The sequence below is a fragment of the Rhodothermales bacterium genome (assembly GCA_041391505.1).
Classification (GTDB): Bacteria; Bacteroidota; Rhodothermia; order Rhodothermales; family JAHQVL01; genus JAWKNW01.
This window is the reverse complement of sequence record JAWKNW010000013.1, coordinates 110,999-133,251: the sequence shown is the minus strand read 5'-3', so window position 1 is coordinate 133,251 and position 22,253 is coordinate 110,999. Positions and strand designations below refer to the sequence as shown.

The following is a 22,253-nucleotide window of genomic DNA, read 5'->3' as shown; positions in this document are numbered from 1 at the left end:
TACCGGTCAGGTGGATCGGATCGAGCCGCAAGGTACGTACTGGGTGCAATTGGAGCCGGAACCTTCTCGAAAAGATCACTGTCGGGCCGGACCTCTTTCCCGGACGATGGCTATCATGTTCGCTTCTTTTTCTCCGTTGCGTTTCCCTGCCATGGATTCATCCACGACGCCGCCGGCTCGCTGGGCGCTCGTCCTCGCCCTGGGCAGCGTCTATTTCATCTGGGGTTCGACCTATCTCGCGATACGGTACGCCGTCGAAACCATGCCGCCGCTGCTGCTGCTCGGCACGCGGTTCGGCATCGCCGGCGCCCTGCTCTATGTGTGGCTCCGCCTCCGCGGCAGCGAGGCCGGCTCGTTCTCGCAGTGGCGCACGGCCACGCTCGTCGGCACGCTCATGCTCGGGTTCGGGACGGGGACGGTGGCCTGGTCTACCCAGTACATCCCGTCCGGACTCGCCGCGCTCCTCATCACCACGGTCCCGATGTGGATGGCGCTGCTCGACTGGATCTGGAAAAAGGGGACGCCGCCCAATACGCTGACCGTCGTGGGGTTCATCGTCGGCGGCATCGGCGTGGCGCTGTTGTTCGACACGCGCACGATCCTCAACGGCGACAGCGTCAATCTGATGGGCGCGCTGGCGACGCTGGTCGGGGCGGTGTGCTGGTCGGTGGGGTCGCTCCACGGCCGGAGCGGCGGCTTGCCGTCGGACCCCTTCCTGTCGACCGCGATGCAGATGCTCGGAGGTGGCGCCATGCTGACCCTCGCCGGCATCGTCTCGGGTGAACTCGCCGACGTACACGTGGCCTCGTTCACGGTGCGCTCGCTCGTGAGCTGGGCCTACCTGCTGTTTTTTGGCTCGTTGATCGGCTTCAGCGCCTATGTGTGGCTCCTGAAGCATACGACGGCGGCCGTGGCCACCACCTATGCCTACGTCAATCCAGGCGTAGCCATCCTGCTGGGCTGGCTCATCGGAGGGGAGCGGGTGACCTGGCGCATGGGGATGGCGCTGGTGCTGCTCGTGACGGCGGTGGCGATCATCAACCTCTTCGGACGGCGCCGGCCGAAGCCCGTCACCCTGCCGCCCAATCCTTCCGCGGCGCTGCCGGATGAGGAGTCCGACTAGGCATTCCGACGGCATCCCGATCTTTGTGCCTGATGACCTGTTTACGTCTTGTTTTGATTCGAAAGCAGGGATATGTTAGCGGTGACTTAATTCCATCCCCCCACCGCTTCATCGATCATGGATAATCAGTTCGCGTGGAATTTTATTCTGACGGAAGAGCAGCGTCAGAAAGAAAAAGCCCGACTACTCCAGCTGGCCGCTCAGGCCGGCACCCGCGCCAAGCTGTTTTTCTTTTTCGGCGCCCTGCTGTCGATCGGTATCTACCTGACTTTTTTCGGCACGGAGTTCGGCGAGGAGCTGCGGCTCCGCAATCGGGTCGTCACGGGCACGCTTCGGCTCACCGACTCCCGGACGCAGCACACGATCGACCTCTATCCGGGCGCCACCTACGCGATACGGGACAGCACGGCCTTCATCTATCTCGTCTCAAGCGGCGACGTACGTGGCACCGTGACGCGGCGCGATGCCCGCGCCACCTCGATCAAGGATCATGCATGGCAGCACGCCCTCTACGTTTCCGTTGGTGTGCTGTTCGCCGCCCTGATCGTGGGGTACACGCACAAGTTGCGAAGCGACTCGTGGTACCGCGCCGCCGCGCAGCTGTGAGGCCGGCACGCCCTGGCCTCAGTTGAGGAAGGTGTAATTCAGCTTGATCAGGAAGACGTTTTGCGGGAAGAGGGCGAACGTATCGCTGAACTGATTCCCGATCGACCGGTCGTACGGCGAAGCCCCCCAGGGCGCGAGCGGATTGAGGCGATCTTCACCCTGCCGGCCATGGGTCCAGACGAGAAAGAGCCGTGATCCGGGCCGGTACTCCCAGCGGAAGACGAGGCTGGATTGGAAACTGTTGAGCCCGAACTCGTTTCGTTTCGGAAACGCGGGATAGTCCAGCAACACGTCTCGGCTTTGTTGCAGCTGGAACCGGTCGTACGTGCCGCGCGCCGCGAAGATCTGACCGTAGTATTGCACCGACAGATTCCGGGTGAAGGTGACGGTGCTGCGCAGTGTGAGGTCGAAGGATCGGGTATCCCGCGTGCCGAAGATCGACACGTAATAGCGATCCGTCGCGTAGGGCGTGGCCCCCGCCAGCAACGCGTCCAGCGCGCCCCCGTCATCCGGCATCGTCACGTACTGCGGGTCGGCCAGTTCGTCGGGCGCCAGGGATTCCAGCCCGATCCGCCACGTCGTGCCGTCGCGCCAGAAGGATTCGTTCGACGCCCACGCCGGCACCGCGCTGCCCCAGGCCGTCTCCATCTGACCCGAGAGCGAAAGCATCGGGTTGACGTTCCATCGCCCCTCGAGGCCGAGTTCCACCTCGCGCCCGCCGCCGCGATACGTCTTCAGATCCAGACCGGGTTCGAGTTGCCACGACCGCCGTTCGTCCGTGCGGATGCTGGTTCTCAGGCCAAAGGACGCGGGTTTTTTCCAGGCTAGCAGCCCCCGCGACTCGTAGAGGTCGTAGCCGCTGAACGGGTTTTCGTACTGCAGCCCGAGGCCGATCGATTGCAGGTTGCGCAGCGTCCATCGTGAGCCGAAGTCGAACTCCTGCCCGAGGTCGAGCCCGGATTCGTACGAAACGCGCTGGTTAACGACGAGCCGCGTGAAGGCGCGGAGAAACGGGCCGATGGGCTGTCCGCCATTCAGTTCATGCTCTATGCGCGAGATCAGCGCCACGAAGTTGTTCTCGCGCAGTTGGCCGAGATCGTTCGGGTTAAACGTGTCGCTGAATACGTCCAATCCACCGAATCCATTCCACGCTCCCTGGCGTTTGCGCAACCACACCTTGCCGGCAAACCCGGTTTCATCCTCGAGCCGCAGTCCCGACCCCAGAAACGACCGGTTCGTCACGGAGAAAAAGCCTTCGACGTCGTACGCGTTGTCGCGGAAGCGCAGATCCCAGTCGAGTCCGCTGGCGAAGGTGCGCAGATGCTGGCCGTCATCGATGTCGGCGCCGTCGTAAGCCGTCACGATCGCGCCGGCCGACGAGTACGTGCCGATGCGCTGGATGATGCGCCCCACGCCGAACGTGCGATCCGCCCGAAAGCGATCCCCGGTCATCGCCCCCAGCACGCCGTAGGACAGCCCGGATTCGGTCCGCCCCGAAACCTTTGTCGCGCCGATGATCGGCGCATCCGCCCCGATCCGGCGCGTGTAGAGCAGCTGGCCCGGGCCGGCGGCGAATTCGTAGATCTGGATCCCCTCGACAAAAAACGGGCGGCGCTCCTGGAGAAACGTTTCGAACGCCGTGAGATTGAGGACGGCGGGGTCTGCTTCGACCTGGCCGAAATCCGGATTGATGGTGGCATCCAGGGTCACGTTCGTGCCCAGACCGATCTTGACGTCGCCTCCCACGTCAACCGATCGGCTGCTGGTCGAGGTGCCGGGCACCTCGGGATGCTCTTCGGTCTGTAGCCGGCTGACCGTATACGGGGAGACCTGCACGTTGCGCCGCGGGTTAACGTCCCGAATCCCTTCAAGCCGGGCGAAACGGGCGAGCAGATTGTCGCGCTCGATCCTCGGCACATAGGGCCACTCGGCCTGTTCGCCGAGCCGGGGAATGCGGCGGATAAAGTGGATGCCCCAGGTCTGGCGGTCGGCGTCGGAGAAGCGCAGCATGCTGTACGGGATGCGCAGCTCGGCGGTCCAGCCCTCCGGGGAGAGCCTGGCGCTGGAATACCAGATGGCGTCCCAGGAGGGATCCATGCCGCGCGGAATCGCGCGGTTGTTGTTGCCGCCCTGGCCTCCCCCCGCTCCGCCGCGATCGGTGCTCTGGAGCAGGGCGTCGAACTGGATGCCGGCGGCGTTGACGCCGAAGCTGTAGGCCGTCTTGTGATCGAAGTACGCATCGATCGAGACGAGAAACCAGTCGGCCCGGTTGTAGTCGTCGCGGCGACCGAGCGCGCGCTCGATCAGGGCGGGCTCATCGTCGAACAGCGTCGCGCCGATGTAGATCGCGTTGTCGCCATACACCACCCGCACTTCCGTACGCCGGGAGGCCGGCGCGCCGTCGATCGGTTCCGACTGCCTGAAGTCGCTGATGGGGGCCGCCTGCTGCCATACCTCCTCGTCGAGCACCCCATCCAGCACGATGGACGATGCGATCCGCTCGGCCTGCATGCGCGCATCGTCGCCGGCGGTCGTGGTGGAGCGGGTCTGTCCGATCGCGGGACTCGCCGCGCTTGCGAAGATAAAAAAGGCGCCTGCGAGCACCGCGTGGACAGATGGGTACGACATGGTTCACCAGGAATATCAGACATCGGTTCAACATCCGTTTTTACCCCGGAAGGGGTGTTAACAGGCTGAAAAACCGATGTAAAGCATGTAAAATCCCACTCAAACGATACAAAAGCGCCAGCACCCCTGTTTCCAGAGATGCTGGCGCGAGATCGGTGCCGGAGTCGACCGACGCTCAGTCGTTGACCCAGCAATAGCGCGTCACCTGGGCATTGGGACCGGGATCCCAGAACCCATCGTATTCGGCGACATAGATACATCCGTCGGGCCCGAGCTCCATCGAGATCGGCGTGCTCGTCGTGAGCTGGTCGAAGATCTTGACGTTCTTGAGTCGGGTGGTCGTCGTGGAGTAGTTGAGCGGGTTGTTCTTCGTCATCCGCTCGTCGTCCGTCGTGTAGGTGCCCTCCACGATGTCGGCCCACTTGATCCAGCGGCGGGACCAGTCGTAGACGAGGGCCTTGTTCTGGAAGATCGCCGGGAAGGCGCCGGGGCCTTTGTAGCGGTAGATCGGTCCGAACGTCGCCGAACGGGCGCCGCCCTGGTCGTAGCGGTACTCCCAGATCGGCGGATGGAAGTTCGGGATTTTGTCCGGCGTCCATTCATTGTAGAAGAGCCGGCCGATCGAACGCGGCCATCCGAAGTTCTCGCCGCCCTTGGCCACGTTGTACTCGTCATAGTCGTACACGGCATCCGGGCCCACGACGCCGATCCAGACGGATTGCGTCTGATCGTCCCACTTGATGCGGTACGGGTTGCGCAGGCCGTAGGCGAAGATCTCCCAGCGGACGCCGGGCTGGCCGTAGAACGGGTTGTCCTTCGGGATCGAGCCGTCCTTGTTGATGCGCAGCACCTTGCCGCGCAGGTCGGTCAGGTTCTGGCTCGTCCGTTCCGAATCCACGATGCGGGACCAGTGGATATCTTCTTTCAGATCGTACTTCTGGGCAAAGGCCTTGATGCGGTCCTCGCTGATCTCCCATTCGGGTTTGGTGCCCGAGTAGCCGGTATCCCCGGTCGAGATGAACAGCGTGCCGTCCGCGCCCCATTCGAGGTCGCCGGCCTGGTGGCAGCACTGCGGCTCGGTCGGGACGCGCAGGATCACCTTCTCGGTCGAGAAATCGATGTTGTCGTTGCGATACTCGTACCGGTACAGCGTATTGATGAAGGTCTCCGGCTCCGCGTAGAAGATGTAGACGTAGGGCTCGCCGTTGTAGAAGTTGGGGTCTACCTCGATGCCGTAGATGCCATGCTCGATGCCGGTCGGTTCGGTCGTCTTGATCGTGGCCAGAAGCCGCGTCTGTTTCGTCTGGGCGTCGTAGCGATGAATCTTGCCGCGCAGTTCGGCGATCCAGACGTTGCCGCGTTCGTCGACGGCGATGTCGTCGGGCCAGACATCCGCTGCGATGACTTCCTTGACGCGATGGCCGCCGAAGTCGGCGTCGACGCGGCCGGCGACCATGCGCATGCCCTGCAGCACGTGGCGGATGAACGCCGGGTTCTGCCAGACCTCGGCGAAGTGCCCGAGCTTCGTCACGAACACCTTGCCGCCCTCGTACTTGCGAATCCAGGAGATGGGATAGTCGTTGCGTTCCTGGTCGGCCGGCTCTTCCGTGACCCCGACGCTCGCCATGTCGAGCGAGGCCAGGACGCGGGAATTCCAGCGCGGGTTCTCGTTGAGGACGTAGATCTCGTCCTTCAGTTCGAAGGCGTTACCGAGGTGGCTCATGGCCGGATTGGTGGGCTCTTCGACGACGATGCGGACGTCCTGCGTCCACGGATGCGCCTTGAAGAGGCCGCCGCCGACCATCGTCTCGTATTCCTTCCAGTCGTACAGCGCGTCGAGGCCGGCATGCGCCACGGCGACGCCCTTTCCGGCCCGCACGAACCGCATGATGGCCTGGCGCTGCGCGTGGGTGACGCGCGGGCCGTCGTCGAGGCGTTCTGCCGGGCCCGTGCGGGTGCCGGTGAGCGGCATCTCATTGGTACCCATCTTGACCACGCCGGTCAGCGCGTCGCCGTCGATGGATGCCACGGCCGTGACGTCGCCGGCGTTGCCGGCCGACCAGACCAGCGTCAGCTGGTTGCCGGTCAGTTTCACCGCCGACAGCGCCGACGGCGTGGGCTGGCCCTCCATCTGCATATTGCCCGTCAGCGACGACGCCGTACCGGAAAGCGCGATTTTGCCTTTCGTGACGCCGCGGCGGCCTTCGTACGAGATGTCGTAGTTCCCCCAGTTGCCGACCATCGGGTCGGCGGCCGCCATCCGTTCCTCGTCGGTCAGGTCGTTGGCCGTGCGCAGGGTGGAGTTGGCGAAAAAGAGGACGTCATACTTCGCGAGATTCGCGTCGTTGAGGTCCTCCAGGTTCTCCGTCATGTCGAACAGGAATTCCGTCGTATCGCTGGCGGCCTGCATGACCTGCCGGGCCGCTTCGATCGACTCGTGCCGATACCCGTGGGTAGCGGTGATCATGAGCACGCGGATGGCTCCGGGTTTGTCCATGACCGTCATCGTGGCGGTATTCTTCGCGCCGGAGCATCCGTAAAGGATGACAGCCAGCAGCAGGACAAACGGTATCCGTAGGGTTGATTTCATGGCAAGATGTAAAAGCTAGAACCGAAAAGGGTCGGACGAGTGGCGCGGGAAGGTCAGGGCAGGCTCACGCCGGCCAGTTTGGCGTGCTGCAGGGCCGTCTCAAGACCGCCCTCCATCATGGTCGGTTCGACCGAGCCGTTGCCATTGGCGTCGACGCCGGCGCGCACCTTTTCCAGCAGCCGCGTCATGCCGGCGGCGTGTTGCCGCGCCGTGGCGACGTCGGATCCGTATGTGGTCTTGAGGATGTTCAGCGCCTGGGAATAGGCTTCGTGGAGCCATCCGGTATCAGCCGTGGACAGCCAGAATTCGGTCGGCGCATCCCACTCGGAGGTGAGATCGACGCGGGGCATGCCGCCGCGTGCCGGCGCGTAGTCCATCCGCATCCACCCGATCACATTGCTCAGCGCGTTGGCGACATGATCGTAATGGGCCTTGCCGGCTTCCGCCTCGGCGTTGATCAGATCGCGGACGTACAGGCCTCGCCCGACCATACCCATCATGGCGGGATCCTGGACGGCGCCGGGCAGCACGCCGAACTTCTCGGGCGTTTCCAGCTCGAAGTCGTCGGTATCCGACTGCCAGCGGCTCTTCCAGTCGAGCACCTTCTCGGCGCCGCCGCCGTCATGGTCGGCCAGACCGGAAGGGGTGCCCCAGATCGCGGCGAAGACCAGGTCGGCCTGGCGCTTGACCTCGGCGACGGTGGTCGCCGCCTCGGCCTTCTTGCTGGCCGCGAGCGCGTCCTTGCTCAGCTGGTCGATGGCTTTGAGGTGGGATGCGATCTGGGTTTTGGCGTTCTGGGCCTGGGCCGGCGTGGCCAGCGCGCCCAGCCCGAGGGCTGTCGCGGCGAGCCACATCCAGAAGCGGTTCCGGAAGACCGGGCGGACCCGCGAGGGGGCCAGACCCGGCTGGGACACGCGGAGCAGGTTGGCTAGGAGCCTGAGCATACGTATGGTCATCTTGGATGGAGGTAGTCGGTGAAAACGTTCACAACGGTACACATGGGGCACGGCGGAGGCAGGCGGCGACGCGGTCAGGCGCGTACGCGCAGGATGCCCCGCATGGTGGCGGAGTGCCCGGGAAAGGTGCATACGAACGGGTAATCACCCGGTATCGAAGGCGCCTCGAAGTATATGGTTTCTGCCGTTGCAGGTTGTAAAAGGCTTGTAAAGAACAGGACGTCGGCCGCATCCGGGACATAGCCCAGCTCCTGGCCGCGGATGCCGATGTCCATCGCAGCCGCGGCCACCTGGTCCGCGGCGTCGGGCATCGTGATGACGACGTTGTGCATCATGTCGTCGACGTTGTCGAACGTGAAGGCGATGCGCGAGCCGGCCCGGACATCGAACCGGGTATCGGAGTAGCGGAGCCCGGGCTGGGTGCTGAGCCGGAGCGTCTGATCGGGGCCGGACGTCCAGCTCGCCGGCTGGGCGGTCATGTGTTTCCGCGCCCGGTCACCGCCGGCGCCCCCCGTGCTCGTTGCCGCCTCGCCGCCGGCGGCCGCGAGGGTCGCGCCGTCCGGGATGTTGTTGAGGGTGTAGAAGGCAAAATCGTGCAGGAGCGGCGCGCCCGACTGCGATGGCAGGTCGCCGAGGCGAATTTCGTGGATGTAGCCCTCGCGCAATCCGTCCACCACCAGGCGGGCTTTCAGCCCGTTCTCCGACACGGAGACCTGCCGAACCGGCAACGCCTGGATGTTGATGGCCGGGCTGCCGTACGTGTTGTGGTACTGGTACGCAAAGCTCTGCACGGCATACATCGCGGGATCGGCCGCGGCCGTCGGGTCCGCCGGCTGGGTGAAGACGATCTCGAACCCGTCGGGCATGGCGTGGATCTCTTTCATTTCGAACGGCATGTTGCCGGTCCAGGCCAGCCGCTGCAGCGCGAACGGCGCCTTGCCGGTGGCATCCCAGCCGCGGCTTGTCTGCCCGACGAACAGCGACTGGTCCTTGCCCCAGGCCGTACGCAGGATGCCGGAAGCGAATCCCTCGAAGAACGGGAAGTTCGCGCCCTGGTAGGCGCCGTCGATCTTCTCGAGGTACACGCGCATCAACTTGCTATGACCCTGATCCCCCACGAACAGCTGATCGGCAAACGGGCCGAAACCGCCGTCTGTCACGTCCTGAATGATCGCGGAGGTCGAAATGCCCATGATGGTATGGGGAAACCAGACCGCCGGGAGCTTGAGCGGCTCGACGGTCTTGGCGGCCTCGATCATGGGCTCGTTATTGTTGGGGATATCCTCGTAATCGAGCTGGAAGTACGACCACTCCGGCTCGTGCGTCCACTTGAGTCCGCCCGGATGCCCGAGGAAATCGCCCGGCTCGATGTGCGAGATCCACCCCGAGCCGATCCAGTCGCCCTGGTTTTCCCCATAAAAGATGTCGCCGTTCTTCAGCATGCCGATGCCCGCCGGCGAGCGGAAGCCCACCGCCATCGGCTTCATATCCCCCTTGGGCGTGATTTCCAGCGCCCAGCCACGCCATTTCGCCCGGCTCTCCCCCCGGTCGAACCAGCCCAGGTTGAGCGAGACGAAGAAATTGCCGTTCGGCATCAATAACGGACCGTACGAATACTCGTGGTAATTGCCGGTCAGCGGCCAGGAATAAATGGCTTCGAACGAATCGGCGCGCCCGTCGCCGTCCTTGTCTTCCATCTTCGTGAGCTCGCCGCGCTGCGAGGCGTAGAGGGCGCCCTCGTGCGAGAGCAGGCCGAGCGGCTCGTGCAGACCGCGTGCGAAAAGGTCGAATCGCGGCGCTCCGGGGCGGTCGCCGTAGGCATTGTCGATGAGCCAGACTTCGCCGCGCCGCGTCGCGACGGCCGGCCGTCCATCGGGCAGCATCGCCAGCCCCCCCACTTCCAGCACGATGCTGTCCGGGATGGCCACGTCCACCAGCTGGTAATAGTAGCCCGTTTCCCCGGGCGCATGGTCGAGGGGATCGCCGGGCGGAGCCGGCGGCGCGCACGATCCGAGCAGACCGATCGCGGCGAAAAAGAGTGCGGTACATGCCCCGGCAACGCGCCGGGTGGATGGATGCGTAGTCAACATGCCCTTCTACCAGACCAGATCGTAAGAAACGAGACCGCCATTCCCGAGCTCGACGCCGACGAGGAGTTCGCTTTTCCCGCCCACATTGCGGACGTAGGCCTGCCCTCCCTGGAGATGCTCGATATAATAGCGCTGATTATCGACGGCATAGGCGCCGCCCGGAAGCATCTCGATGGCGTCCCCTTCGGCCACGAAGACCCACACCTTCCCGCCGGCCGGCTTGCCCGACAGCGCGATGCGGCGCGTGTACATCGTCCCGCCCTCGTCGGGTGTTAGCTGATCGAGGACCTTGACCCCGCCGGTCTCATACGAAAAAACGGGGCGCTCGCCCGCGAGGCTGTAGCCGCTGAAATGATAGTCGGCCTCGCCTTCGGGCCAGGGCGCGCTGTCGTCGCTGAGCACGGCAACGGTAGGCCAGCCGGCCAGCTCGATCAGGCTCCCGAGCGGGATGGCGCTCTGCATCTCGCCCCGCTCGTACCACATCGGCGAGGTGTTGACGAAACGCCCTTTCCAGATGCTGAGCAGCGCGCCGGACCCCATGTCGTACGCGTAATGGATGCCGGTCGGCTCGCCGACAGACATCGCGTGGGTCCGTTTTTCGCCGCCGTGCACCACAAAATTGCGCTGGATCAAGGGGCCGCCTTGCGGGGCGATCTCGAAGGCCGCGAACGCGTCGGCCGGAAGCGAACCGGGCGCGGTCAACTCGGTCCGCAGCAACCCTGGTCCTGAGACATAAAACCCGAGCGCGGTAGGCGCCGCGTGCCAGTTACCCTTCGCGTACGTCAGCACGAGACGGTGCGCCCCTTTCGTGAGGCGAACCCGCGCCGCGCGCCGATCGAACTCGCCGGGTGCTGCGACGTTCGGGTCGCGGTCCGTGAGGACCGTCTTGCCGTCGATCTCGAGTCGCACGCGGGCCGTATGCGCGACCTCGAAGACGTAGTCGCCGGCAACGGGCGCCTGCAGACTGCCCGCGTACTGCAGGGCAAATTGTTTGATGTCGGATGCGCTTCCGGCGTCGATCGACGTGGCCGGCCCCTCCTCGACACGATCGAGCTCTGCGAGATCGGGCATCTGATAGTCGAACCGGCCGGTGTAGTAGGCGCGCCGCAGATCGGTCAGCTGGATCTGATCGGCGCGGTACAGGCGGTAGGAAATATGGCGCAGCGCGACCGGTCCATGATCGCCCTGGATCATCAGCGGGCCAAGCGGGGCCTCGTCATCCCAGGCCGACGAGCGCGTGGGGCCGGTCAGTTCCACATTTTCATGGAGCACGATGCCGTTCAGCGCTACCTGCACGAAGGCGGCATTCCGGATCTTCTTCCCCGCCGCGTCGAAACGCGGTGCGCGAAAGACGATATGCAGATGTTGCCATAATCCGGGCGCGCGCGCCACGTTGATCGGGGGCGGGTGGCCTTCATACCCCTTCTGCCCTTCCGGCCTCGACTCGTCCCATCGCTGGTAGATGCCCCCGAGGTCCGCGGCGCTGGGCTCGGCCACGCCCCAGCTGTCGAACAGCTGGACCTCATAGCGCCCCTGCAGGTAGATGCCGGAATTGGATCCGCGCGGCAAGTTGACGTCGAGGTCGAGTTCGATGTCGGCATGCTCCCAGGCGGTGAACAGGTTGTCCCGGGCGGTGTCCGTCTGGATATTGGCCAGCACGCCGGTGCCGGGGCGGGTCGCAAAGGCGTGCTCTTCGGCACGATCCGCCATGAAGCCGCCTACGATCTGCCAGTTGCCGGCGGTGGGCTTGAAGCCCCGCATATCGTCGAGACGCAGGACGGTCGCCGGCGTCGCGGCTTCCTGCCCCGTAACCTGGCCGGGGCTGGCGAGCGAGAGCACGAAAAGGCCCATGACCGCCAGCCGGCGGACGCTCGCGAAAACGGTGGGAATCGACATAAAAAAAGCGCGATAACGCATGCAGGGAGCGTATGTCGCGGTCTAGGGGTTGGATGAACAGTCTGATATATACGCCGGAGGCGCATCGAAAGCAAGAATCGGGTATCTTGGATCAATATTTGGTAGCTTGGGTCCCCTTACCGCGCGCGGCGAACAGGCATCCGCTCTGTTGCCCACTGTTGCCCCACCCGCGCGGTTAGAGACGTGCCGTCGATCCCAACGTCTCATGCTGTACCCTGCTTTTTGTATCTTTCGTAGATAAGCCGACTCGCTGAGTGAACATGCCTGAACCCCACCGACGCTTCGCATGGATCCTGTGCGTGGCCGCGCTGCTGTTTGCCTCGTGCAAGGACGACGCCGGCGACGCGCGTCTCCTTACCCATGTCAATCCGCACATCGGCACCGCGGCCGCGCGTACGCCCGCGGCGTTGCGCCACAGCGAGGCCGACAACGAAGTGCACGGACAGACCTTTCCCGGGGTGGGACATCCCTTCGGCATGACCCAGTGGACCCCGCAAACGCGCGAGAGCGAAAAGAAGTGTCTCTCACCCTACTACTACGAGGACGAGCGGATTCAGGGCTTCCGGGGCAGCCACTGGATGAGCGGGTCCTGTACGCAGGATTACGGCAGCGTCACGCTCATGCCCGTCGTCGATTCCCTTCGCTTCGGCCCGTACCACCGCGCCCTGCCTTTTTCGCACGACGATGAGGTGGCCACACCCTCCTACTACCGGGTTTCGCTGGATGGCGGCGCTGTCGTGGCCGAGATGACGGGCACGGCGCGTGCCGGCTTCTTCCGGTTCACCTTCCGCGATGCCGGCACCGTTCACCTCGTCGTCCAGCCCAACAGCGACGAGGGCGTCGGAAGCATCACGGTCGATCCCAACGCGCACATCGTCCGGGGCGAAAACCCGGCCCATCGCATCTATCAGGGCTGGGGCGAGCCGGCCGGTTTCAGCGGCCACTTTGCCGCCCAGTTCGACCGTCCGTTCGTCCAGACCGGCACCTGGAGGGATTCGACCCTGCTGCCGGGCACCTGGCGCGCCGAGGGCCTGCCGGACAGCGTCGCCGTCGGCGCCTACGTCAGCTTCGACGTCCATCCCGGGGAGGAGGTGCTGGTGAAAGTGGGCACCTCGTTCACCTCCGCCGAGGAGGCCGAGCGCAACCTCGCCGTCGAGATACCTGAGTGGGACTTCGACGCGGCCCGAACGAGCAGTGAATCGGCCTGGAGCCGTCTGCTCGGGCGCATCACGGTCGCCGGCGGGACGCCGGAGCAGCAAACGACGTTTTATTCCGCCTTCTACCATGCATCCCAGCTGCCCCGGCTGTTCAGCGATGTGAGCGGCGCCTACCCGGGCTTCGCGGGCACGCCGGCGGGGCATATCGAAGAGGGAGGATACTACGCCGACTTTTCGGTATGGGATACCTACCGTGCGGTGCATCCGCTGCTGACCCTGGTGGATCCGGAACGGACCCGTGATATGGTCCGCTCGCTGATCGACAAGGCCGAACGGGGCGGCTGGCTCCCGATCTTCCCGTCCTGGAACAGCTATACCGCCGCCATGATCGGCGACCACGCGACATCGATCATCACCGACGCCTACGCCAAGGGCATCCACGATTTCGACGCGGAGAAGGCTTATCGGTACATGCGGCAGAACGCGTTCGGCACGCCCGCCACCTACGCCGAATACCTCGACGGCAAGGGCCGGCGCGCCATCATGGTGTACCTCAAATACGGCTTTCTCCCGCTGGAAGAGCCGGTGCGCGAGGCGTTCCACAAGGCCGAACAGGTTTCCCGGACGCTGGAGTATGCATACGACGACTTCGTGGTCGGCCAGATGGCGAACATGCTCGGGCACGACGAAGATTACCAGGAGCTGTCGCGGCGGGCGGGTTATTATCGCAACGTCATCGACCCGGTAACCGGATTTGCGCGGGGCCGGCATCGAGACAGCAGCTGGGTGACGCCGTTCGATCCGGCGAACCGGACGTACGACTTCATCACGGAGGGCTCTCCCTGGCATTACACGTGGTATGTGCCGCACGATGTAGCCGGCCTGATCGACTGGATCGGCGGCCGAGAGCCCTTTATCGCCCGCCTGGATACGCTGTTCGACGACGGCCATTACTGGCACGGCAACGAACCCAGCCACCAGATCGCCTACCTCTACGCCTACGCCGGCGCTCCCTGGAAAACGCAGCAGCGGGTTCGGGACATCATGGCGGATGAATACAGCTCCGCGCCCGGCGGCCTAAGCGGCAACGACGACGCCGGCCAGATGTCGGCCTGGTATGTCTTCAGCGCGATCGGTCTGTATCCCGTCGCCCCCGGCATGCCCTACTATGTGCTCGGCAGCCCGCTGTTCGAAACGACGCGGTTTCGACTGGGAAGCGGCCGCAAGTTTACGATCGAGGCCCGGGGCACCTCCGACCGGAATCGCTACATCCAGTCCGCGGAGCTGAACGGCGAACCGCTGACGCGCCCGTGGATCCGGCACGAGGAAATCGTGTCCGGCGGCCAGCTCGTGCTGGAAATGGGACCGGAGCCCAACAAAACCTGGGGCAGCCGGCCCGAGGACGCCCCGCCGTCTCTATCGGATCCGCAAAAAGAGCCGCCCTACGCCTCGGTCGAGGAGAAATAGTCGCGCTTCAGCTTGAAGGCGATGAGGATGAGCGGGGCCCCGTGGAAAAGCACGTCGCCGATGTCCTCGGGACGCGTCAGCTCGCCGGCCAGGAGCATCTTCATCTTTTGCAGCAGATGCGGCTCCGGAATGAACGGTGCCAGCCCGAGCATGAGCGCCGCAAAGATCAACAGGCCGTAGGGCAATCGGTCAAGCCATGCCATCGATACTCCGGTTTTACGCATCGGCCGGCACGAGCCGCACGATGCTCTGTTCCGCGCCCTCGACCGCCACGTAGACATAGCCGTCGGGGCCGGTCTCTACGTCGCGGATGCGGCCGGCGGTCTTCCAGATCAGCTCCTGCCCGGTAACGGTCGTCCCTTCGATCATGACCCGCCGCAACTCGCCGAACTTGAGCGAGGTCACGAACAGGCTCCCCTTCCAGTCGGGGAAGGTATCCCCTTCGTAGAAGGCGATCCCTCCGGTGGCGATCGACGGCGTCCAGTGCGTCGCCGGCTGCTCCATGCCGTCTTTCGAGGTGAACGGCGTCAGCACTGTATTGTCGTAGTTGATGCCGTAGCTGATGACCGGCCAGCCGAAGTTGAGGCCCTTGCGGACGTGGTTGAGTTCGTCGCCGCCCTGCGGTCCGTGCTCGGTGTTCCAGAGCGTGCCGGTCACGCGATTCCACTGGAGCCCCTGCGGATTGCGATGGCCGTAGGACCAGATGGATTTCACGGCGTCCGGCTGAACGACAAACGGATTGTCCGCCGGCACCCGGCCGTCATCGTGCAGGCGATGGATCTTGCCGTTCGGGACGTCGAGGCGCTGCGCATCTTCCATCACGCCCCGGTCGCCGATCGAGAAATAGAGGTACCCTTCGTCGTCGAATACGATGCGCGATCCGAAGTGGTATTCGCGCTCCGAGTAGACCGCCTCGGGCGCCTGAAAAAGCGTCTCCTGATCGGTCAGGGCATTCCCGGAGAGGCGGGCCCGCATGATCGCGGTGAACGCGATGGGCTTGCCTTCGTCGTTCAGCTTCTTGTCCGCGTAGCTCAGGTACAGCCAGCCGTTCTGCGCATACTGGGGATGCAACTGGACATCAAGCAAACCGCCCTGCCCGCAGACACAGACGTCCGGCACGCCGGCGACGGGCTCCGACACCGCCCCATCCGTCCCGACGATCCGCAGCTGCCCCGTGCGCTCGGTCACGAGCAGCCGTCCGTCCGGCAAAAACGCCATCCCCCACGGGGAGTCCAGCCCGAGGGCGAAGGGCTCGACCTGAAACGCCGCTTCGTCGGCGACGCGGGCATACCCGAAGGAGGCGAGGGCCAGGCTCACGAGGAGCGCGCGGTGAATGAACGGTGTTCGCATAGGCAGGAGACCTTCGAATCGAGCGGTTGACGATAAGGGGGATGCCCCGGATGCCGGCCACGCCGGCGTTTCATGATACGCCCTACGGTGGACGAACTGCAATGCCTTCGACCGCAACGGCGTAACGCCGCCGCCCTGACTGGCCTGCACGCCTATGCCGGCACTTGCTGGGTCAGGCAGTGGATGGCGCCGAGGCCGACGATGGCCGCGCGCGCGTCGATCGCCCTGACGTCGCGATCCGGGAAATGCTCCTGGAGCATGGCGCAGGCGCGCTCGTCCTCGCTGCCGCCGTAACCGGGCACCAGAACGAGTTCGTTCGCGATGAGGAAATTGGCAAAGCTCGCCGGCAGCGGTTCGCCGTCGCGTTGTTGCGGCGCCGGCAGCGGCAGCTCGCGGACGGTCAGCGAGCCGCCTGCCGGCGTGCGGTAGTCCGCCAGCACGGCGCGCGACGACGCCTCGAGCCGGGGCTCGATAAACACGGTGTCGTCGTTGACGAAACGCGCGAGGTTGTCGATGTGCCCGTCGGTGTCGTCGCCGAGTATCTCGCCCTCGAGCCACAGCACCTCGGTCGCGCCGAGGGTGTCGCGCAGGAGCCGGTCGGCCGCCGCGTGGGTGAGGTCGGGATTCCGGTTCGGGTTCAGCACGCAGGATGCCGTGGTGAGCAGCAACCCCTGGCTGTTGATTTCGAGGGCGCCGCCTTCGAGGACGACGTCCTGGCGAAAGACAGGGATGCCGAGGTACTCGGCCATGAGGGCCGCGATGCGGTCGTCGCTGTCGTAGGGCGGATATTTCCCGCCCCATGCCGTATAGCGCCAGTCGATGGCGGCGCGGCCGGCCGGCCCCTTGACGATCGTCGCGCCATGATCCCGGCACCAGGCGTCGTCTGTCGGAAAATCATGCAGGATGACGCGTCCGCGCGCCAGCGCCTCGGCAAAGCGCTGCTCGAGGTCGCGACGCATCGCCCGGGTGGTGACGTTGATGTGCACCTCCTCCACCTCGGCCAGCGCGCGCGTGAGGGTGTCGTAAAACGTGACGACGCCGGGGAGAAAGCCGGGCCAGGTGTCCGGGTTATGGGGCCAGGAAATCCAGGTGCCCTGGTGCGGAGCCCACTCCGCCGGCATGCGGTAGCCCTGCGCCGCGGGCGTCGCGGCGTGCGGGGATGAGGTCGGGCGCGTCGGCATCACTCGGCTTCGATATAGCGGCGGGTGAGTTTGTCGTAGGCGTCGATCCGGCGGTCGCGGAGGAAGGGCCACCCGGTGCGCTGATCGAAGATGGCGCCCTTGTCCAGCTCCACGACGATGATCTCTTCCTGGTCCTTCGATGCTTTGGCGAGCAGCGACCCGTCCGGCGCGGCGATGAAGCTCTGGCCCCAGAACTGGATGCCGTGGCCTTCGGGCGCATGGGGCTCCGGCTCGAACCCGATCCGGTTTACGGAGACGACGAAACACCCGTTGGCGATCGCGTGGGCGCGCTGGGCGGTCTGCCAGGCATCGTGCTGCCGTTCGCCGTGCGAGTCCTGCTCTTCGGGATGCCAGCCGATGGCCGTGGGATAAAACAGGATCTCGGCGCCCTGCAGCGCCGTGAGGCGCGCGGCTTCGGGGTACCACTGGTCCCAGCACACAAGCACGCCGATCGGCCCGCGTGAGGTCTGAAACGTCTTGAACCCGAGGTCGCCGGGGGTGAAATAGTATTTTTCGTAGTACCGCGGATCGTCGGGGATGTGCATCTTGCGATAACGTCCCAGCATCCCCTGATCGCTGTCGACCACGACGGCGGTGTTATGGTAGAGGCCTACCGCCCGCTTCTCGAACAGGCTGGCCACGACGACGATCCCCTTCTCCCGGGCGAGGGCCCCGAAGGCATCCGACGAGGGACCGGGGATGGGTTCGGCGAGCGCGAAGTGCGCGGAGTCTTCGTTCTGGCAGAAATAGCGGCTGCGAAACAGCTCCGGCAGGCACACGATCTGGGCGCCGAGGTCGGCCGCTTCGCCCGTCATGCGGAGGGCGCGGGCGGTATTGTCGTCCGGGTCGGCCGAGCATCGCATCTGGACGATACCCACCTTCACCTTGTCGTTGGTCATGTATCCGTCGAGATCAGGTGTTTCGGAAGTAGGTGGTCTCTTTCATGATGTGCTCGTATTCTTCGAGCATCGCGTAGCCGGCGCTGGGCTGGATGACGCCGGCCTGCACCTTGTCGCGCACGAGCTTGTTCATACGGCGCAGCAGATCGTTCGGGAAATACTGCACCTGGGCGAGCATCTCCTCCACCGTCGCGCCCTGGATGACCTTCTCGATGTAGAAGCCTTCCGGCTCCTCCTCGCTGGCGTACACGTGCACTTCCGACACGCGGCCGAAGAGGTTGTGCATGTCGCCCATGATATCCTGGTACGCCCCCATCATGAAGAACCCGAGGTAATACGGGTCGTCGCCCTTGAGGTCGTGCACTTCCAGATAGTCCTTGTCGGCGTACGGCGAGATGAAGGTGCACACCTTGCCGTCGGAGTCACACGTGAGGTCGACCAGGATCGCGCGCCGGTCCGGCCGTTCTTCGAGCCGGTGGATGGGCATGACCGGGAAACACTGCCCGATCGCCCAGTAATCCAGCATGGACTGGAAGACCGAAAAATCGCACTGGTACTGATCGATCAGCACATCGTCCAGATGGGTCAGCTCGTCCGGCAGCCATTCGGCGTTGCTCTGCTTGACCTTCTCGTTGATCGTATAGCAGATGCTCCAGTACAGCTTCTCGGCGATGGCTTTCTGTTCGAGCGGCAGGTAGCCGAACGAAAACAGCGATTCCGACTGCAGCCGTTTTTCGACCGCGTCGTGGTAGGCTTCGAGCAGGACGGGGAGGCGCTGCGTCTTGTCGGCGCGCGCGAGCCGCCAGATCTCTTCCATCTCGCGGATGATCGCGTGATCGCCCTTGCCCGGTTTGAAATCGGGGTCCATTCCCTCCTTGCGGTGGATCCCGAGGATGTCCACCACCAGCACCGAGTGATGGGCCGACAGGGCGCGACCGCTTTCGGACAGGATGATCGGATGCGGCGTGTTCGTGCTGTCGCACACCTCCTGGACGGCATACACGGCGCTGCGGGCGTATTCGATCAGCGTGTAGTTGATGCTGTCGGTCGTGGATCCGTACCCCAGCCCGTAGTTGACCCCGAGGCCACCGCCGATGTCGAGGTACTTCACGCCGACCTCCCGCTGCCAGAGCTGGACGTAGATCTGGGTGAATTCCTTGATCGCCTTCTTGAGCGTCTGGATGTCCGTCAGCTGGCTGCCGAGGTGGAAATGCAGCAGCTCGAGGCCGTCGGCATTGCCGCGCGCCTTGAGTTCGTCGATGGCGCGAACCAGCTCGGGGATGGTGATCCCGAACTTCGAGCGCTCGCCGCCCGATTCGGCCCACTTGCCCACGCCCGGCGTCGAGAGGCGCACGCGCACACCCATCCGGGGACGGATGCCCATCTCTTCCGCCAGCTTGAGGAGCCGCGTGAACTCGGAGTACTTTTCGATGACGGGGATCACCTGCTTGCCGAGCTTCTGCGCGGAGAGGATCATGCGGAGCATGACCTCGTCCTTGTAGCCGTTGCAGATCAGCAGCGTCTTGTCATCCTCGAGATGCGCCAGGGCGGCGACCAGCTCCGCCTTTGACCCGCATTCCAGGCCGAGGCCGTAGGGCCGGCCGGCGTCGAGGATTTCCTCCACCACCTCGTGGAGCTGGTTCACCTTGATCGGATAGATGCCGTTGTAGCGGTTCTTGTATCCCAGCTCGCGGCAGGCATCGATGAACGCCTCATTGATGCGGACGACGCGGGCGTGCAGGATGTCCTGAAAACGGATGACCACCGGAAACCGCGTGCCGCGCCGCTCCAGCTCCCTCACCACCTTTTTCAGATCCACCGACTGTTTGCTGCCCTGAACGGGGCGGACACCCACGTGACCCTGGTCGTTGACATGAAAGAAGTCATCCGACCAGAAGGCCATGTGATACAATTCTTCGGCGTCGCGGGGCGTCCAGCCGACTTCTTCGGCGATGTCGGCGCCCTGCGATGCAACGTTGTCTTTGTTTCCCAATCTCGTTTGTGGGTTAAGCGGAGAGCGAGATGCCCGCGGCCGCCGCAGCGACCGACGAGCGTTCGAGCACGTAGGCGAAGATCAACGGGGCGACGACCGTCGCATCGGATTCGATGACGAAGCGGGGCGTATCGACGCCCAGCTTGCCCCAGGTGATCTTTTCGTTCGGGACAGCGCCCGAATACGACCCGTAGCTGGTCGTGGAGTCGCTGATCTGGCAGAAGTACCCCCAGAGCGGCACCTCGGTGCGCTGCAGGTCCTGATGGAGCATGGGCACGACGCAGATCGGGAAGTCGCCGGCGATGCCGCCGCCGATCTGGAAGAAGCCGACCGTCCGTTCCTTCGTTTCTTTCTGGTAGAGGGAGGCGAGCATCATCATATATTCGATGCCCGAACGTACGGTATGCACGTTCTTGACGTCGCCCTCGATGCAATGCGCGGCGTAGATGTTGCCCAGCGTCGAGTCCTCCCATCCGGGGACGATGATCGGCAGGTTCTTTTCGCAGGCCGCGACGAGCCAGCTGTCCTTGACGTCGATCTGGTGATACTGTTCGAGCGCGCCGCTCCGTATGACGCGGTACATGAACTCGTGCGGGAAGTACTGCTCGCCCTTGCGGTCGGCGTCCTGCCATTCCTTCAGGACCGCCTTCTCCAGACGCCGGATGGCCTCTTCTTCCGGGATACAGGTGTCCGTGACGCGGTTCAGGTGGCGATCGAGCAGTTTTTCCTCATCGGCCGGCGTCAGGTCGCGGTAGTTCGGAATGCGCACGTAGTAGTCGTGCGCGACCAGGTTGAACAGGTCTTCCTCCAGGTTCGCGCCGGTGCAGCAGATGATGTGGACGAGATCCTTCCGGATCATTTCGGCGAGCGAAAGCCCGAGTTCGGCCGTGCTCATGGCGCCGGCCAGCGTCACCATCATCGCCCCACCCTGGTCGACATGGTCGACGTAGGCCTTGGCGGCGTCGACCAGCGCCGCGGCGTTGAAATGGCGGTAGTGATGCTCGAGAAAATGGGCGATAGACGTTTGCATCGGGCAGACACCTGAAGCGCGGAGTGTTCCCCCGCCTTTGGGTTGGAACGAAGTGGGTGAGAGCGCGGCTAAAAACGGAACGCGGTCGCTTTAGTTTCGCCCGCGATTTCAGAATTTTGCGGACCCGGTCGAGGTTCGGTGTGCCGGCCCGGGGGTCGCCGCCCCCTGCCGGAGCCGGCGGGAAAAGGCCGGAACGCGGCGTGGCTCAATCGAGGTCGATCATGGCCTTGATCACGCCTTCCGCCGGATCGACAAACGTGGGAAAGGCGTCGATGACGTCGTCGAACCCCACGCGGTGCGTGATCCACGGGTTCAGGTTGATCTTGCCCGATTCGAGCATCCGGATCACATAGGCGAAGTCGGCGGCGGTGGCGTTGCGGCTGCTGAGGAGCGTGAGCTCCTTGCGATGAAATTCGGGATCGTAGAACGCCAGCTCGCCGATGAAGAGGCCGATCAAGACGAGTCTCCCGCCCGAGTCGACCAGCGAAAACGCGTTCGCCATGGCATGCCGGTTTCCGGTGGCGTCGAGGACGACGCCGGGCAGGTCGCCGTCGAACTGTTCGCGGAGGCACCGCTCGGCGTCGTCGCCGGCGGCGACGCAGCCGCGCACGTCCATGAACCGCTTGCAGAACGCCATGCGGTCCGGGTTCGTCTCCATCACCACGACATCGGCGCCGACCAGGCGGGCAAACTGGATGGCGGAGAGCCCGATGGGACCGGCCCCGATCACCAGCACCTGATCCTGCGCGGTGATGCCGGCGCGCGCCACCGCGTGCGCCCCGATGCCCAGCATCTCCACCAGCGCAAGATGCTCCAGCGGCAACATGGCGGAGACGTGGAGCTTGGACGCCGGGACCACGAGGTAATCGCACAGGCCGCCGTCCTGGTGGACGCCCAGCACGGAAAGCTTCGAACAGCAGTTGGTGCGGCCCTCGCGGCAGGGCCGGCATACGCCGCAATGCAGGTAGGGCTCCACCGCGCCGTAGTCGCCCGGCCGAACCCGATCGCTGGCGCTTGCGACGACTTCGACGCCGAGTTCGTGACCCAGCACCCGCGGATACGCGAAAAACGGCTGATCACCCCGATAGGCGTGCAGGTCGGTGCCGCACACCCCGATCCGTCGCACCCGGACGAGCGCGTCGCCGCTCCCTTTCGGGCTCGGATCGGGACGTTCATCAAACCGAAACTGACCGGGGGCCTCGAGGACGATCGATTTCATCGGGTAGCAGGGGATGCGGATACAGGGTGATCGGCCTCCAATATAGG

15 protein-coding genes are annotated in these 22,253 nt (G+C 64.6%); 3 read left to right on the top strand and 12 right to left on the bottom strand.

Going from position 1 to position 22,253, the window contains the following annotated elements; genetic code table 11:
- The first annotated feature begins 151 nt into the window (after positions 1-151).
- Positions 152-1,123: an EamA family transporter gene (locus tag R2834_13935; protein MEZ4701432.1), complete on the top strand. Its 972-nt coding sequence runs from the start codon at positions 152-154 to the stop codon at positions 1,121-1,123.
- A gap of 117 nt (positions 1,124-1,240) precedes the next feature.
- Positions 1,241-1,729, top strand: a complete 489-nt coding sequence (locus tag R2834_13930; GenBank protein ID MEZ4701431.1) for a hypothetical protein — start codon at positions 1,241-1,243, stop codon at positions 1,727-1,729.
- A gap of 18 nt (positions 1,730-1,747) precedes the next feature.
- Here the strand turns inward: R2834_13930 and R2834_13925 are convergent, their stop codons facing one another.
- The 5 genes from R2834_13925 to R2834_13905 all read right to left on the bottom strand — a co-directional run bounded on the left by R2834_13925 (position 1,748) and on the right by R2834_13905 (position 11,889).
- Positions 1,748-4,357 (bottom strand): DUF5916 domain-containing protein, encoded by a 2,610-nt coding sequence (locus R2834_13925; protein MEZ4701430.1) that lies wholly within the window; start codon positions 4,355-4,357, stop codon positions 1,748-1,750.
- Positions 4,358-4,532: 175 nt separating this feature from the next.
- Positions 4,533-6,947: a ThuA domain-containing protein gene (locus tag R2834_13920; GenBank protein MEZ4701429.1), complete on the bottom strand. Its 2,415-nt coding sequence runs from the start codon at positions 6,945-6,947 to the stop codon at positions 4,533-4,535.
- 53 nt (positions 6,948-7,000) lie between these two features.
- Positions 7,001-7,891, bottom strand: coding sequence for a hypothetical protein (locus tag R2834_13915; GenBank protein MEZ4701428.1), 891 nt, complete (start codon positions 7,889-7,891; stop codon positions 7,001-7,003).
- Positions 7,892-7,977: 86 nt separating this feature from the next.
- The gene (locus tag R2834_13910) at positions 7,978-9,993 is read right to left on the bottom strand and encodes a plastocyanin/azurin family copper-binding protein (protein MEZ4701427.1); all 2,016 of its coding nucleotides are present in this window, start codon (positions 9,991-9,993) and stop codon (positions 7,978-7,980) included.
- 6 nt (positions 9,994-9,999) lie between these two features.
- Positions 10,000-11,889 carry a family 16 glycoside hydrolase gene (locus R2834_13905; protein MEZ4701426.1) on the bottom strand — a complete coding sequence of 630 codons (1,890 nt, stop codon included), beginning with the start codon at positions 11,887-11,889 and terminating at the stop codon, positions 10,000-10,002.
- Positions 11,890-12,170: 281 nt separating this feature from the next.
- Here R2834_13905 and R2834_13900 point away from each other — a divergent pair, with 281 nt between their 5' ends.
- The gene (locus tag R2834_13900; GenBank protein MEZ4701425.1) at positions 12,171-14,534 is read left to right on the top strand and encodes a GH92 family glycosyl hydrolase; all 2,364 of its coding nucleotides are present in this window, start codon (positions 12,171-12,173) and stop codon (positions 14,532-14,534) included.
- Here the strand turns inward: R2834_13900 and R2834_13895 are convergent.
- The 7 genes from R2834_13895 to R2834_13865 all read right to left on the bottom strand — a co-directional run bounded on the left by R2834_13895 (position 14,510) and on the right by R2834_13865 (position 22,206).
- Entirely contained in the window at positions 14,510-14,737 is a 228-nt protein-coding gene (locus R2834_13895) for a hypothetical protein (GenBank protein ID MEZ4701424.1), read from the bottom strand. The genes R2834_13900 and R2834_13895 overlap by 25 nt on opposite strands.
- A gap of 13 nt (positions 14,738-14,750) precedes the next feature.
- Complete coding sequence (locus R2834_13890; protein ID MEZ4701423.1) at positions 14,751-15,884, bottom strand: PQQ-dependent sugar dehydrogenase; 1,134 nt, start codon at positions 15,882-15,884, stop codon at positions 14,751-14,753.
- 152 nt (positions 15,885-16,036) lie between these two features.
- Complete coding sequence (locus R2834_13885; protein ID MEZ4701422.1) at positions 16,037-17,065, bottom strand: agmatine deiminase family protein; 1,029 nt, start codon at positions 17,063-17,065, stop codon at positions 16,037-16,039.
- Positions 17,065-17,964 carry a carbon-nitrogen hydrolase gene (locus R2834_13880; GenBank protein ID MEZ4701421.1) on the bottom strand — a complete coding sequence of 300 codons (900 nt, stop codon included), beginning with the start codon at positions 17,962-17,964 and terminating at the stop codon, positions 17,065-17,067. Before R2834_13880 ends, R2834_13885 begins: the two co-directional genes overlap by 1 nt.
- 13 nt (positions 17,965-17,977) lie before the next feature.
- Entirely contained in the window at positions 17,978-19,957 is a 1,980-nt protein-coding gene (speA, locus tag R2834_13875) for a biosynthetic arginine decarboxylase (GenBank protein MEZ4701420.1), read from the bottom strand.
- A 13-nt stretch (positions 19,958-19,970) separates the two neighbouring features.
- Positions 19,971-20,987: a deoxyhypusine synthase family protein gene (locus R2834_13870; GenBank protein MEZ4701419.1), complete on the bottom strand. Its 1,017-nt coding sequence runs from the start codon at positions 20,985-20,987 to the stop codon at positions 19,971-19,973.
- 205 nt (positions 20,988-21,192) lie between these two features.
- A complete protein-coding gene (locus R2834_13865; protein ID MEZ4701418.1) occupies positions 21,193-22,206 on the bottom strand; it encodes a zinc-binding alcohol dehydrogenase family protein in 1,014 nt (337 codons plus the stop codon).
- Positions 22,207-22,253: the final 47 nt, after the last annotated feature.